At 73.7% G+C, this 13,834-nt stretch carries 11 protein-coding genes and 2 pseudogenes; 8 read left to right on the top strand and 5 right to left on the bottom strand.

The window, feature by feature from the left end; genetic code table 11:
• Positions 1-86: 86 nt before the first annotated feature.
• The 5 genes and pseudogenes from pdhA to ACFQ79_RS00260 form a co-directional block, all read left to right on the top strand.
• Positions 87-1,247, top strand: a complete 1,161-nt coding sequence (gene pdhA, locus ACFQ79_RS00280; protein WP_383578319.1) for a pyruvate dehydrogenase (acetyl-transferring) E1 component subunit alpha — start codon at positions 87-89, stop codon at positions 1,245-1,247.
• The gene (locus tag ACFQ79_RS00275) at positions 1,247-2,311 is read left to right on the top strand and encodes an alpha-ketoacid dehydrogenase subunit beta (protein WP_383578317.1); all 1,065 of its coding nucleotides are present in this window, start codon (positions 1,247-1,249) and stop codon (positions 2,309-2,311) included. Before pdhA ends, ACFQ79_RS00275 begins: the two co-directional genes overlap by 1 nt.
• The gene (locus tag ACFQ79_RS00270) at positions 2,311-3,723 is read left to right on the top strand and encodes a dihydrolipoamide acetyltransferase family protein (RefSeq protein ID WP_383578315.1); all 1,413 of its coding nucleotides are present in this window, start codon (positions 2,311-2,313) and stop codon (positions 3,721-3,723) included. Before ACFQ79_RS00275 ends, ACFQ79_RS00270 begins: the two co-directional genes overlap by 1 nt.
• Before the next feature lie 428 nt (positions 3,724-4,151).
• A complete protein-coding gene (locus ACFQ79_RS00265; RefSeq protein WP_383578313.1) occupies positions 4,152-5,039 on the top strand; it encodes a DUF6457 domain-containing protein in 888 nt (295 codons plus the stop codon).
• Positions 5,036-6,106, top strand: a pseudogene (locus tag ACFQ79_RS00260) (molybdopterin-binding protein); the annotation flags it as partial. The gene ACFQ79_RS00265 and the pseudogene ACFQ79_RS00260, both read left to right, overlap by 4 nt.
• Here ACFQ79_RS00260 and ACFQ79_RS00255 read toward each other — a convergent pair.
• Positions 6,027-6,203, bottom strand: a pseudogene (locus ACFQ79_RS00255) (hypothetical protein); the annotation flags it as partial. The pseudogenes ACFQ79_RS00260 and ACFQ79_RS00255 sit on opposite strands and share 80 nt — an antisense overlap.
• 23 nt (positions 6,204-6,226) lie before the next feature.
• Here ACFQ79_RS00255 and ACFQ79_RS00250 point away from each other — a divergent pair.
• The 3 genes from ACFQ79_RS00250 to ACFQ79_RS00240 are packed head-to-tail and all read left to right on the top strand — an operon-like array spanning position 6,227 to position 8,574.
• Entirely contained in the window at positions 6,227-6,457 is a 231-nt protein-coding gene (locus tag ACFQ79_RS00250) for a hypothetical protein (RefSeq protein ID WP_383578742.1), read from the top strand.
• Complete coding sequence (locus tag ACFQ79_RS00245) at positions 6,454-7,539, top strand: potassium channel family protein (protein WP_383578311.1); 1,086 nt, start codon at positions 6,454-6,456, stop codon at positions 7,537-7,539. The genes ACFQ79_RS00250 and ACFQ79_RS00245 overlap by 4 nt, the downstream gene beginning before the upstream one ends.
• Positions 7,540-7,587: 48 nt before the next feature.
• On the top strand, positions 7,588-8,574 hold the full coding sequence (locus tag ACFQ79_RS00240; protein ID WP_383578309.1) for an NAD(P)H-quinone oxidoreductase: 987 nt from the start codon (positions 7,588-7,590) through the stop codon (positions 8,572-8,574).
• Between the two features lie 108 nt (positions 8,575-8,682).
• On the opposite strand, the gene ACFQ79_RS00235 is transcribed toward ACFQ79_RS00240, so the two are convergent.
• From ACFQ79_RS00235 to ACFQ79_RS00220, 4 genes are all read right to left on the bottom strand, one after another.
• Entirely contained in the window at positions 8,683-9,231 is a 549-nt protein-coding gene (locus ACFQ79_RS00235; protein ID WP_017240334.1) for a bacterial proteasome activator family protein, read from the bottom strand.
• A 97-nt stretch (positions 9,232-9,328) separates the two neighbouring features.
• Positions 9,329-12,193, bottom strand: coding sequence for an FtsX-like permease family protein (locus tag ACFQ79_RS00230; RefSeq protein ID WP_383578307.1), 2,865 nt, complete (start codon positions 12,191-12,193; stop codon positions 9,329-9,331).
• Entirely contained in the window at positions 12,190-12,924 is a 735-nt protein-coding gene (locus ACFQ79_RS00225) for an ABC transporter ATP-binding protein (RefSeq protein ID WP_187621912.1), read from the bottom strand. Before ACFQ79_RS00225 ends, ACFQ79_RS00230 begins: the two co-directional genes overlap by 4 nt.
• 146 nt (positions 12,925-13,070) lie before the next feature.
• Positions 13,071-13,802 (bottom strand): PadR family transcriptional regulator, encoded by a 732-nt coding sequence (locus ACFQ79_RS00220; protein WP_383578305.1) that lies wholly within the window; start codon positions 13,800-13,802, stop codon positions 13,071-13,073.
• Between the last annotated feature and the right edge of the window lie 32 nt (positions 13,803-13,834).

Genomic DNA, 13,834 nt, shown 5'->3' with positions numbered 1-13,834 from the left:
TGCCTCCACGACCGAACAATCGGTAGGTGAGGCGCGCCACACTCGCGCCACCCGCCTTCGGGTCTTATGCCCGCTCCCACGAGGAGGTGGACTCGTTGCAACAGCGCAGTTCGACAGTCCAAGAGCCGCCCGGTGCCGTTCCCGCCTACCGGCCGACCCCGCCGCCGGCGTGGCAGCCGCGTACCGACCCCGCCCCGCTGCTGCCCGACGCCGAGCCGCTGCGCGTGCTCGGCACGGACGCCGTGGCCGACGCCGACCCCGCGCTGCTGCTCCGGCTCTACGCGGAGCTGATCCGCGGCCGCCGGTACAACACGCAGGCCACCGCCCTCACCAAGCAGGGCCGGCTCGCCGTGTACCCGTCCACCCACGGCCAGGAGGCGTGCGAGATCGCCGCCGCCCTCGCCCTGGAGGAGCGGGACTGGCTCTTCCCCTCGTACCGGGACACCCTGGCCGCGGTCGCCCGCGGCCTCGACCCCGTTCAGGCCCTGACCCTGCTGCGCGGCGACTGGCACACCGGGTACGACCCGCACGAGCACCGCATCGCGCCGCTCTCCACGCCGCTGGCCACCCAGCTCCCGCACGCGGTGGGCCTCGCCCACGCCGCCCGGCTCAAGGGCGACGACGTCGTCGCGCTCGCCATGGTCGGCGACGGAGGCACCAGCGAGGGCGACTTCCACGAGGCGCTGAACTTCGCGGCCGTCTGGCAGGCCCCCGTGGTCTTCCTCGTGCAGAACAACGGCTTCGCGATCTCCGTACCCCTCGCCAAGCAGACCGCCGCCCCGTCCCTGGCCCACAAGGCCGTCGGATACGGGATGCCCGGCCGGCTCGTCGACGGCAACGACGCGATCGCCGTCCACCAGGTGCTCACCGAGGCCGTGGCCCGCGCGCGGCGCGGCGGCGGCCCCACCCTCGTCGAGGCGATCACCTACCGGATCGACGCCCACACCAACGCCGACGACGCCACCCGCTACCGCGCGGCCGGCGAGGTCGAGACCTGGCGTGCGCACGACCCGATCCTGATCCTCGAACGGGAACTGACGGAGCGCGGCCTGCTCGACGAGGACGGCAGGCGCGCGGCGGCCGAGGCCGCCGAGACGATGGCAGCGGAGCTGCGCGAGCGGATGAACGCCGACCCGGTGCTGAACCCGATGGACCTCTTCTCGCACGTGTACGCGGAGCAGACCACGCAGCTGCGGGAACAGGCGGCGCAGCTGCGCGCCGAGCTCGAAGCCGAGGGTGAGGCGTGATGACGACGGCGACGACCGGATCCACGGCGGACAAGACCGCCGGGAAGGCCGGTAAGGGGGGCGGGGCCGGGAAGGCCAAGCCCGCCACGATGGCGCAGGCGCTCCAGCGCGCCATGCGTGACGCGATGGCGGAGGACCCGACCGTCCATGTGATGGGTGAGGACGTCGGCACCCTCGGCGGGGTCTTCCGGGTCACCGACGGGCTCGCGAAGGAGTTCGGCGAGGACCGCTGCACGGACACGCCGCTGGCCGAGGCCGGCATCCTCGGCGCGGCCGTCGGCATGGCGATGTACGGGCTGCGGCCGGTCGTCGAGATGCAGTTCGACGCGTTCGCCTACCCGGCGTTCGAGCAGCTGCTCTCCCACGTGGCGAAGATGCGGAACCGGACGCGCGGCGCGATGCCGATGCCGATCGTCATCCGCGTCCCGTACGGCGGCGGGATCGGCGGCGTCGAGCACCACAGCGACTCCTCCGAGGCTTACTACATGGCCACCCCGGGACTCCACGTCGTCACCCCGGCCACCGTCGAGGACGCCTACGGGCTGCTGCGCGCGGCCATCGCCTCCGACGACCCGGTGGTCTTCCTGGAGCCCAAGCGGCTCTACTGGTCCAAGTCCGACTGGTCCCCCGAGGCGCCCGCGGCCGTGGAGCCGATCGGCAAGGCCGTGGTGCGACGACGGGGCACCGGTGCCACGCTGATCACCTACGGCCCCTCCGTGCCCGTCTGTCTGGAGGCGGCCGAGGCCGCGCAGGCCGAGGGCTGGGACCTGGAGGTCGTCGACCTGCGCTCGCTCGTCCCCTTCGACGACGAGACGGTCTGCGCCTCGGTGCGACGCACCGGCCGCGCGGTCGTCGTCCACGAGTCGACGGGATTCGGCGGCCCGGGTGCGGAGATCGCCGCGCGCGTGACCGAGCGCTGCTTCCACCACCTGGAGGCGCCGGTGCTGCGGGTCGCGGGCTTCGACATCCCGTACCCGCCGCCGATGCTGGAACGGCACCATCTGCCGGGCGTCGACCGGGTCCTGGACGCGGTGGCGCGACTGCAGTGGGAGGCGGGAATCTGATGGCGCAGGTGCTCGAGTTCAAGCTGCCCGACCTCGGTGAGGGACTCACCGAGGCGGAGATCGTCCGCTGGCTCGTCGCTGTCGGCGACGTCGTCGCCATCGACCAGCCGGTCGTCGAGGTCGAGACGGCCAAGGCCATGGTCGAGGTGCCCTGCCCGTACGGCGGTGTCGTGACCGCCCGGTACGGCGAGGAGGGCACCGAACTGCCCGTCGGCGCGCCGCTTCTGACGGTCGCGGTGGGTGGTACGGGCGCGCCGGAGGAGCTCGCGGAGGCGGCTCCCGGAGCCGCCCCCACGGTGGGGGAGACCGCCGCCGAGTCCGCCGTGTCGTCCGAGTACTCGGGCAATGTGCTCGTCGGGTACGGCACGGCCGGGCCCGCCGCCCGGCGCCGCCGGGTACGGCACGAGAGCCACGCCGTCGCGAAGGCTCCCGCATCCGCCCCGGCCGCGGTGGCCGCCCCGGCTCCCGCGCCCGTCCCGGCCGCGGTGGCCGCTCCGGCTCCCGCCGCCGTGGGCGTCCCGGGCCATGAGGGCCCGGTGCCGGTCATCTCGCCGCTCGTGCGGAAGCTGGCCAGGGACCGGGGGCTCGATCTGCGCGAGGTGCGCGGATCGGGGCCCGAGGGTCTGATCCTGCGGGCCGATGTGGAGCTGGCCATCGCGGCCCTGGAGCGGCCCGTCGCCGCGCCGGCGGCCGCCCCGGCGCACTCCCCCGCCGTCGCCCCGGCGGGTGAGCGGGTGCCGCTGCGCGGGGTCCGCGGCGCCGTGGCGGACAAGCTGTCGCGCAGCCGTACGGAGATCCCGGACGCGACCTGCTGGGTGGACGCCGACGCGACCGAGCTGATGGCCGCACGGGCGGCGATGAACGCGGCGGGCGGACCGAAGATCTCCCTGCTCGCGCTCCTCGCCCGGATCTGCGTCCACGCCCTGGCGCGGTTCCCCGAGCTCAACTCCACCGTGGACACGGCGGCCCGGGAGATCGTCCGGCTGCCGGCCGTGCATCTCGGCTTCGCCGCCCAGACCCCGCGCGGCCTGGTCGTTCCCGTGGTGAAGGACGCGGGGACCCGGACGACCGAGTCGCTGACGGCGGAGTTCGCCCGGCTGACGGAGGCCGCACGGGAGTCGGCGCTCACCCCGGCCGATCTGACCGGGGGCACGTTCACCCTGAACAACTACGGGGTGTTCGGGGTCGACGGTTCCACGCCGATCATCAACCACCCCGAGGCCGCGATGCTCGGCGTCGGCCGGATCATCCCCAAGCCCTGGGTGCACCAGGGCGAACTGGCCGTACGTCAGGTGGTGCAGCTCTCCCTCACCTTCGACCACCGCGTCTGCGACGGCGGCACGGCGGGCGGGTTCCTGCGGTACGTGGCGGACTGCGTCGAGCAGCCCGCGGTCCTGCTCCGCACGCTCTGACGTCGGCCGGTCCGGGACGTCGGGCGGTCCGGGGCCTCGGCCGGTCAGGCACATAGGCCGGCCGGTCCGGCACGTAGGCCGGTCGGTCAGGCACGTAGGCCGGTCCGGCACGTCGGGACGCCCGGTGCGTCGGACGGTCCGTCCGGCGGGACCTGATCCGTCCGGCGGTCCGGAGGGACCTGCTCGGGTCCGGCGGGTCCTGCTCGGGCCGATGGACCTGCTCGGTCCGGCGGGTCCTGCTCGGGCCGATGGACCCGCTCGGTTCGGCGGCGTCCGCCCGGGTCCGGCGGACGGTCTCCCGGACGGGCCTTCGGGACCCTCCGCAGACCCGTCCGCACATCCGTCCGCCGTCCGTTCCGCCACCCGTGCCGTCCCACGGAGGGAGACGTGCCCGACGGCGGGAAGGGGCGGCGGACCATACTGCTGGGGTGACCACCCCACATGACGCCGTCGTGCTCGCCGGAGGCGCCGCCCGGCGACTCGGCGGTGCCGACAAGCCCGGCGTACGGGTCGGCGGCCGGGCGCTCCTCGACCGGGTCCTCGCCGCGTGCCGCGGCGCGGGCCGGACCGTGGTCGTCGGCGATCCCCGCCCGACCGTCCACGCCGTCCGCTGGACCAGGGAGGACCCGCCCGGCGGAGGGCCGCTCGCCGCCCTCGACGCGGGAGTACGGGAGATCGGTGCGGGCGCGGGAGGCGGAGCCGGGGAGACCGGGGCCGGCGTTCTGCTCGTCCTCTCCGCCGACCTGCCCTTCCTCGACGAGGACACCGTCCACCGACTGCTCGGGGCACTCGCCGACGCCCCCGACGCCGAGGCCGCGCTCCTCACCGACGCCGGGGGACGGGACCAGCCGCTCGTCGCCGCCTATCGGGCGGCCCCGCTCCGCCGGGAGTTGGCGCGGATCGCCGCGGAGCGCGGCACCCTCGCCGGCGGACCGCTGCGGCAGCTCACCTCCGCACTGCGCCTCACCCGGGTCGCCGCCGGGCCCCTCGCCTCCTTCGACTGCGACACCTGGGAGGACATCGCCACGGCCCGGGCCCGTATCAGGGAGCATGGGACCGTGCTGGATGAATGGATCACCGCAGTCAAGGACGAACTGGGCATCGAGCTGGACGTCGACACCGGCGTCCTGCTCGATCTGGCCCGTGACGCCGCTCATGGAGTGGCCCGCCCCGCCGCACCCCTGACCACCTTCCTGGTCGGCTACGCGGCGGCGCGCGCGGGCAGCGAGGGCGGTCCCGAGGCGGTCGCCGAGGCTGCCCGGAAGGCCGCCGCGCTGGCCCAGCGCTGGGCCGCCGAGCAGGACGAGGCCGGATGACCCTGAAGGAGCCCCTCCCGGTGGCCCCCGGAACCGACGACGCGCGGGCCGGGCAGCCGCACCGGGCCACCGCCTGGCCCGAGGCCCGCGCCGCGGCCGTCCGCGCCGGGTCCTCCGCGCGGGCCGGCCGGGTACCCCTCGGCGTACCCCTCGGGCAGGCACTCGGCCGCGTCCTAGCCGAGCCGCTGCTCGCCCTCACCGACCTGCCGCCCTTCGACACCTCCGCCATGGACGGCTGGGCGGTCGCGGGTCCCGGCCCCTGGACGGTGCGCGCGGAGGGCGCCGTCCTCGCCGGACAGGCCGCCGCGGCCGTGGCGGCCGACGGCGAGGCGGTACGGATCGCCACCGGCGCCCGTGTCCCCGCCGGGACGACCGCCGTCGTCCGCACCGAGCACGCACGCACCGAGCACGCACGCACCGAGCACGCACGCACCGAGGACGCGCTGCTGCACGCCCTGCGCGAGGTCGTGCCGGGTCAGGACATCCGGCCCCGGGGCCAGGAGTGCCGGGCCGGCGACGAGCTGCTGCCCGCCGGCACCGTCGTGACCCCCGCCGTACTCGGGCTCGCCGCGGCCGCCGGCTACGACGAGCTCCCCCTGCCGCCGCGCCCCCGGGTCGAGGTCCTGGTCCTCGGCGACGAGCTGCTCACGACGGGTCTCCCCCACGACGGTCTGATCCGCGACGCCCTCGGCCCGATGCTCGGCCCGTGGCTGACGGCGCTCGGAGCCGACGTCCTCGCCACCCGCAGGATCGGTGACGACGCCGAGGAGCTGTTCGCGGCCGTCACGGGTTCCCACGCGGACCTGGTCCTGACGACCGGCGGGACGGCCGCCGGGCCCGTGGACCACGTCCACGGAGTGCTGGACAAGGCCGGCGCGACCCTCCTGGTCGACGGGGTGAAGGTCCGGCCCGGTCACCCGATGCTGCTCGCCCGCCTCGCCGCCGAGACCCCTCGAACCGAGACCCCTCGAACCGAGACCCCTCGAACCGAGACCCCTCGAACCGAGCCCGCTCGAACCGAGACCCCTCGAACCGAGCCCCCGCGCGTCCGTCATCTCGTCGGGCTTCCCGGCAACCCGCTCGCGGCCGTCTCCGGGCTTCTGACCTTGGCGCAGCCGCTCCTGGCCGCTCTGACCGGGGCCGCGGCAGCGGCGCCCGTACCACCCCGCGTTCCCGTTCAGGACGAGGTGCACGGGCATCCGTACGACACCCGGCTCGTCCCGGTCGTCCGCCGTGAGGGCCGCGCCGTGCCCCTGCGCTACAACGGGCCGGCCATGCTCCGCGGCATCGCCGCCGCCGACGGCCTGGCCGTCGTCCCGCCCGGCGGCGCCCGCCCCGGCCAAGAGTTGGATGTCCTCGACCTTCCCTGGCCGGCGGCCGAGGGGGCCGTACCGGCCCAAGGAGCGTGTTTCACGTGAAACTTCCCAGTCGTGACGCGATGGCCCGCCACGCGGACGAGCGGATCTCCGGCCCGCAGATCAGGCTGCCGCGCCGCGAGGTCGAGCGGCCCCTGCGCCAGGTCGGCAAGCGGCTCCTGATGGCCCTCGGCGTGCTGGTCGTGACGGTCCTCATCGTCTACGTCGACCGCGAGGGCTACCACGACAACGCCAACGAGACGCTCGACTTCCTCGACTGCGCCTACTACGCGACCGTCACGCTCTCCACCACCGGATACGGCGACATCGTCCCGTACAGCGACTCGGCGCGGCTCGCCAACATCCTGCTGGTCACGCCCCTGCGCGTGCTGTTTCTGATCATCCTGGTCGGCACCACCCTCGAGGTCCTCACGGAGCGGACCCGCGAGGAGTTCCGCCTGAACCGCTGGAGGTCCACCTTGCGCGACCACACCGTCATCGTCGGCTTCGGCACCAAGGGGCGGTCCGCGATCCAGACGCTCTGCGCGACGGGCCTCAGCAAGGAGCAGATCGTCATCGTCGATCCCTCCAACAAGGTGATCGAGACGGCGAACGCGGACGGATTCGTCGGTGTGGTCGGCGACGCGACCCGCAGCGACGTCCTGCTCCGCGCCGAGGTGCAGCGGGCCCGGCAGATCGTCATCGCCACCCAGCGCGACGACACGGCCGTCCTGGTCACCCTCACGGCCCGGCAGCTCAACCGGGGCGCGAAGATCGTCGCTGCGGTCCGCGAGGAGGAGAACGCGCCGCTGCTGCGCCAGTCCGGTGCGGACGCGGTCATCACCAGCGCCAGTGCCGCCGGGCGCCTGCTCGGCCTCTCCGTGCTGAGCCCCAGCGCCGGCACGGTGATGGAGGACCTCATCCAGCAGGGCTCCGGCCTCGACCTGGTCGAGCGCCCGGTGACCAAGAGCGAGGTCGGGAAGAGCGTGCGGGAGACCGGTGACCTGGTCGTGAGCGTGCTCCGCGGTCACCGGCTGCTCGGTTACGACGACCCCGCGGCCAGCCCGCTCCAGCTCACCGACCGGGTGATCACCATCGTGCGCGCCGCGCCGGTCACCCCGCTCAGGACGCCGCCGGAGGACTGAGCCCGGAGCACCGTGCCACCGGCCGGTGCCGGGAGTAGCCTCGCCGCCATGTATGCGATCACGATTCCGGAACCCGGTGGTCCCGAGGCCCTCGTCTGGGCCGAGGTGCCCGATCCCGTACCCGGCGAGGGCGAGGTCCTCGTCGAGGTGGTGGCGAGCGCCGTCAACCGCGCCGATCTGCTCCAGCGCCAGGGCTTCTACGACCCGCCGCCGGGCAGCTCGCCGTACCCCGGACTGGAGTGTTCGGGCCGGATCGCCGCGGTCGGCCCGGGGGTGTCCGGCTGGGCCGTCGGCGACGAGGTCTGCGCGCTGCTCGCCGGCGGCGGATACGCGGAGAAGGTCGTCGTCCCCGTGGGGCAGCTGCTCCCGGTGCCGGAGGGCGTCGACCTGGCCACGGCCGCGGCGCTCCCCGAGGTCGCCTGCACCGTCTGGTCCAACATCTTCATGATCGCGCACCTGCATCCCGGCGAGACGCTGCTCGTGCACGGCGGTGCGAGCGGGATCGGCACGATGGCGATCCAGCTGGCGAAGGCGGTCGGGGCGCGGGTCGCGGTCACCGCCGGTGGCCCCGAGAAGCTGGCGCGCTGCGCCGAGCTCGGCGCGGACATCCTCATCGACTACCGCGAGCAGGACTTCGTCGAGGAGCTGGCCAAGGCGACGGACGGGGCCGGGGCGGACGTCATCCTGGACATCGTCGGCGCCAAGTACCTGGACCGGAACGTGAAGGCGCTGGCCGTGAACGGCCGCCTCGTCGTCATCGGCCTCCAGGGCGGCGTCAAGGGCGAGCTGAACCTCGGGGCGCTGCTCGCGAAGCGCGCCGCGGTGATGGCGACCACGCTGCGGGCCCGCCCGGCGGACGAGAAGGCGGCGATCGTGGCCGCCGTACGGGAGCACGTCTGGCCGCTGATCGGCGCGGGCACGGTCAGGCCGGTCGTCGACCGGACGCTGCCGCTGAACGACGCGGCCGAGGGCCACCGGGCGCTGGAGTCCGGCACCCACGTGGGCAAGGTCCTGCTCGTGGCCCCTCGGGGCTGACGGACGCGGCCGCGGGGCCGACAGGATTCGCGGTCCTCTCGGGGCGAAGACGTGAGGGGCCCGGCGCGTGGTGCGCCGGGCCCCTCCTCGTGCGTCCTGAGGCGTGGCCTACAGGTACGGCCCCGAGCGGACCGCGTGGCCGTGGCCTCGGTCGTCGTCGTCATCGTCGTGCGAGGCACCCGGCGGGAGCGCCCTGCGCATCTGCTCCAGCTGGGCGCGGGCCGCCATCTGCTGGGCGAACAGCGCCGTCTGGATGCCGTGGAAGAGGCCCTCGAGCCAGCCCACCAGCTGCGCCTGCGCGATGCGCAGCTCCGCCTCCGAGGGGATCGCCTCGTCCGTGAACGGCAGGGAGAGCCGCTCCAGCTCCTCGACCAGCTCGGGCGCGAGCCCGTCCTCCAGCTCCTTCACGGAGCTGGCGTGGATGTCCTTGAGCCTGACCCGGCTGGCCTCGTCGAGAGGTGCCGCGCGTACTTCCTCCAGGAGCTGCTTGATCATGCTGCCGATCCGCATGACCTTCGCAGGCTGCTCGACCATTTCCGTCACCGGGACCTCGCGGGGTTCGTCGTCGCCCTGAGTGCCGCCGAGCGCCATCCCGTCCTGTCCCACGATGAGGACCTGGGGGCTCTCCTGCGACCTGTCATTCCTCGGCATCTCCATGCCGCCATTCTCTCGTACACATGCGTCACCACGGGGTGTGCCCCCGCACGAGGGTGATCCACCCTCGTGCGGGGGCACAGGACGACAACGAAGACCGTCAGGTCGCCTCGCGCCGGGACAGCGCGCCGCGCGAGCGGGTCACCAGGGCGGCGAGCAGCGCGGCACCCACGGGCACGGCGACGAGCAGGCCGGCGAGGGTCTCCCAGGGGATGACGATCGGGACGTACGGCGCGTCCGAGGCCGCGCTCCAGCCCTGGGCGACGGACTCCTCGTGCCAGCGCATCTGCTGCCGCTCCTCGTTGAGCCGGAGGCCCATCGCGGGCAGCACTCCGGCGGCCGAGCCGAGGAGTACGCCCATCGCGGCGACGACACCGCACTGGAAGCCGCTGAGGGTGCGGCGGACCCGCGGCGGGGCGCCCACGGCGGCCAGCGTCTTCAGATCGGCCTCGGCGTCGGCCTGGGCGAGCCCGGTGGCGATGCCGGCGGCACCGACGGTGACGAGCCCCGCGAAGATCGCCAGCGACAGCAGGATGAGGCTGTTGGCGTTGACGAATCCTTCCTCCACACGGAGGTCGACGCTGCTGCCGAGCTTGGTGAGCTCACCGTCGAGCTTCTGGCGTGCCTCGGTGTCGGGCAGCCGGTCGGTGCTGGCGTACAGGCCGAGCGGCGCCGTCGCGAGACCGGCGGCCTTGGCGGTGGCCGGGGTGATCAGGGCGTGGAGGCCGTAGGACTTCTCGTCCCCGGGCACCTGGTAGGCGGGCAGGGAGACGACCTTGCCGGGAGCGGGCTTGCCCGCCTGGGAGGCCTTGTCGGCGGCGGCGAGGTCGGTGATCTGCTTGATCCCGAACCTGCCGCTCTTGTCGACGTTGACGGGGTTGAAGCTGACGACCTTGCCGTCTTCGAGGGCCTTCACGGTCGCGGGGGCGTCGAGGCCGAGCACCTTCAGGAGCGCGGCGTCGGCGACGAGCAGCCCGCCGTCGGCGACGTACATCCCGCTGCTCCGGCCCTCCTTGCACCGCCAGTCGTCGGTGAGCATCTTGCGCCGCTGGTCGGGCGTGTACTGCTCCGAGGGGTCTCCGCCGCCGGGGAGCGTCCGGTACATGGGGCACTCGTTCGCCGGGGGCACGACGACCTCGAAGCGGCCGCAGCCCGGGTCGCTGTCCCACGGCTGGCAGCTGGGCTTGCCGACCGAGACGCGTGCGACATCCGCGCGGACGTCGACGGGGACGTACCGCTGGATGGCCTCGCGGACCGCGGGGACGTCCCGGCCGCCTTCCTCCGTGACGAACGCGGCGACGGTTCCGTGCGGCATCTGGGCGGTGTACTCGGACCTCTGCTGGGCCTCGTCGCTGGCCATGTACGTGGAGACGGCGACCGTACCGGCGACGGCGGCGAGGACGGCGGCGACGGCGGGTGCCGTACGGCCCCGGTTGCGCACGGCGTCCCGCAGCGCCAGCCGCGGCGACAGCGGCAGCCAGCGTCCGGCCCGTCCGAACAGGCCCACCAGGGCCGGGGTCATGGCGACGACGCCCAGCTCGGCGATGGCCGAGCCGCCGGCCACGACGATGAACTGCTGGGTGACCATGGAGCCGAAGAGCGCGATCGCGCCGCCGATGAGGAGGGCCGCGAGGCCGATCAGGGGCAGCACCCGGCTGCTGCGGCGGATGCCACGGCGGCCGGTGAGCGAGGCGAGGACGGTCTGCCGGGAGGCCGTGATCGCCGGCACGATGGCGGCGAGCAGTCCGGTCAGCACGGCGAGCAGGGCGATGCCGAGGATTTCGAGCGGCCGGATGTCGAAGGCTCCGAACCGCTGGCCCATGGTCTCCTCGAGGTACGGCTGGAGCACCTTGGTGAGGATCAGGGCGAGGACCGTACCGGTGACCGCCGCGGCGACACCGATGACCAGACCGCCGCTCAGCACGATGGCCCGGATGTGGCTGCGGGCACCGCCGTTGGCACCGACCAGACCGAGCTGGCGGCGCGAGCGACGGGCGCCGACCGCGAAGGCGGGTCCGGCGAGCAGGCAGATCTCCAGCATCGCCAGACCGACGACGGTGCCGAGGGCGGCCAGTTCGGCGGCGTTCGCCCCCGCGCTGGAATCGAAGTTGCCCCAGTTCTCCTTCTGGTAGAGCGGGACCTCGGAGTCGGCCGGCGGGTCGAGGATCACGGCGCGCGAGGTGACGATCACGCCCTTGGCGTTGATCTCCTTGACCATGTTCCACGTGAAACCACCGGACTTGCGCACCAGGTACGTGGTGCTGACGTCGGGCTTCTGCAGACCGGTCTTCTCGACGGCCTTCGCGTACGGGGCGAGGAAGGCTCCGGGGAGCGCGTTGACCTGGACGGCCTTCAGATCGTCGGGAATCTCGTAGGAGCCGACGATCCGATACGGGCGGTCGAAATTGCGTGCGGAAAGGGTCGAGCCGACCGACAGACCGCTGCTCTCCAGGAAGTTCGAGGTCGCGACGACCTCGTCGTTCTTCTCCGGGTAGCGCCCCTCCAGCAGCGTCGTGATGCCCCGGGCGATCGGGTCGGCCGCCTTGAGCTCACGCACCTGGGTGACGAGCAGACCGTGCTTCGTCGTCAGCTTGGCCGAGCCGGAGCTGTCCGTGAGGACCGTGGAACCCGCGGGGATGGTCTTGGTGACATCGGTGGGGCCGCTCGGCCACTCCATGTCCTCGTAGTCCTTGGCGGGCGTGTTCATCTCGCCGATGGGGTCCTGGAAGATCGGTGCCCCGCCGTAGTTGGAGTCCGCGAACTGGGCGTCCGCCGTGCCGATCATGCGGTCCGCCCGCTCGGCGGGGGACAGCTCGGAGCTGCGGAACGTCAGATCGAGGGCGCTGACACCCAGGATCGGCAGGGCGATCATGGCCAGGACGAGGGCGCTGCGGCCCTTGGAACGCCAGGCGTCGCGGCGGGCGATCCGTATCGCGGCCCGCCAGGAGTGGAACCAGGTCTTCACGCCTCAGCCACCTGACCCGACAGCAGCGAATCGGCCTCGCTGCGCACGGTCTGGTCGACGATGGCGCCGTCCCGCAGGAACACGACCCGGTCCGCCCAGGCCGCGAACCGGGGCTCGTGGGTGACGAGGACACCGGCGGCGCCGGCGTCGCAGCGGCTGCGGAGCAGGGCGAGCACGGACTCGCCGGTCTCGGAGTCGAGGGCGCCGGTGGGCTCGTCGGCGAGGACGAGCCGGCGCTCGCCGACGAGCGCGCGGGCGATGGCCACACGCTGCTGCTGGCCGCCGGACATCTCGTCGGGGAAGCGGTCGGCGAGGTGGCCGAGGCCCATCTCCTCCAGCGCCTTGAGGGCCTCGACGCGCGCCTTGCGGGAGGAGGTCCCGTCCAGCTCGCGCGGCAGGGCCACGTTCTCGGCGGCGGTGAGGGCGGGGATGAGGTTGTAGTCCTGGAAGACGTAGCCGATGCTGCGGCGGCGCAGGGCCGCGAGCTCCTTGACGCTCGCCGTGGTGATGTCGGTGTCCTCGACGATCACGCGGCCCGAGGTGGGGGTGTCGAGGCCGCCGGCGATGGTGAGGAGCGTGGACTTGCCGGAGCCGGACGGGCCCATGACGGCGACGAGTTCACCCGGGTACACGGCGAGGTCGATGCCGCGCAGGGCATGCACCTCGGTGGCACCCGCGCCATGGACGCGGGTCAGGTTCTGGAGTTGCAGCACGGGCTGCTGTGCGGACATGAGGGGTCCCCCCTTGGGCGTACCCGGCGGTCGGCCGGGTACGGGAGCGAGCGGTGGAAGGTGATGGCGGGAGTGGTACGGCGGCCGGTGCGCGGGCCGTACGGCGGGTGAGGCGCGAGCGGTGCGGGTGGGGCGCGACCGTGCGGTCAGCGCGCCCCCGCCGCGGGTGTCGCGGCCTCGGGTGGTGCGGCTTCGGTGGGCGCCGTGTCGGCGCCGTTCGGGGCGGTCGCGGTCGCGGCCGGCGCCTCGGCGGTCCCGCCGGAAGCGGCCCCGGTCGTGCCCCTGGTCGTGCCCCCGGCCGTGGTCGCCGTGGTGGACCCGGTGGTCGCGGCCGTCGCCGAGAGGCGGATCAGCCGGGACTCGCAGTGGTCCAGCCAGCGCGCCTCGGCCTCGGTCTGGAAGATCAGCTGCTCCAGGACGAGCAGCCAGGCGACGTCGTCCCGTTCCCGCGCCCCGCCGCTCTCGACGGCGAGGAGGGCCTGGGCCTTGAGGCGGGTGTAGTCCTGCATGGCCTTCACGGTGTGCCGGCGCTGGGACTGGATGACGTCGCGGATGTCGACGCCGGAGGCACCGACGGCCATGGCGAGCTTGATGGCCAGCTCGTCACGGGCGGGGCTGGTGCGGTCCACCGGCTTCTCGAACCAGGTCCTGAGCTCGGCGCGGCCGCTGTCCGTGATCGCGTAGAGCGCGTGCCCGGCCGCGTCCTCGCCGCCCTGCGCGACCATGCCGTCGCGCTCGAGCCGGTTGAGGGTCGTGTAGACCTGGCCCACGTTGAGCGGCCAGGTGGAGCCGGTGCGGGACTCGAACTCCGTACGGAGCTGGGAGCCGTACCGAGGGCCGCGTTCGAGGAGGGCGAGAAGCCCGTGGCGGATCGACATACTCAGTATGTATACCGGGTATGTCGTCGCGG

Source organism: Streptomyces sp. NPDC056480, assembly GCF_042795405.1.
Classification (GTDB): domain Bacteria; phylum Actinomycetota; class Actinomycetes; order Streptomycetales; family Streptomycetaceae; genus Streptomyces.
This window is presented reverse-complemented; position numbering and strand designations above follow the sequence as displayed.

Bases quoted from the DNA above. Each gene is read 5' to 3' on its own strand.
- ACFQ79_RS00220 (WP_383578305.1), bottom strand. From the start codon at position 13,802: ATGTCGATCCGCCACGGGCTTCTCGCCCTCCTCGAACGCGGCCCTCGG.
- ACFQ79_RS00240 (WP_383578309.1), top strand. From the start codon at position 7,588: ATGTATGCGATCACGATTCCGGAACCCGGTGGTCCCGAGGCCCTCGTC.
- ACFQ79_RS00235 (WP_017240334.1), bottom strand. From the start codon at position 9,231: ATGGAGATGCCGAGGAATGACAGGTCGCAGGAGAGCCCCCAGGTCCTC.
- ACFQ79_RS00225 (WP_187621912.1), bottom strand. From the start codon at position 12,924: ATGTCCGCACAGCAGCCCGTGCTGCAACTCCAGAACCTGACCCGCGTC.
- ACFQ79_RS00275 (WP_383578317.1), top strand. From the start codon at position 1,247: ATGACGACGGCGACGACCGGATCCACGGCGGACAAGACCGCCGGGAAG.
- ACFQ79_RS00270 (WP_383578315.1), top strand. From the start codon at position 2,311: ATGGCGCAGGTGCTCGAGTTCAAGCTGCCCGACCTCGGTGAGGGACTC.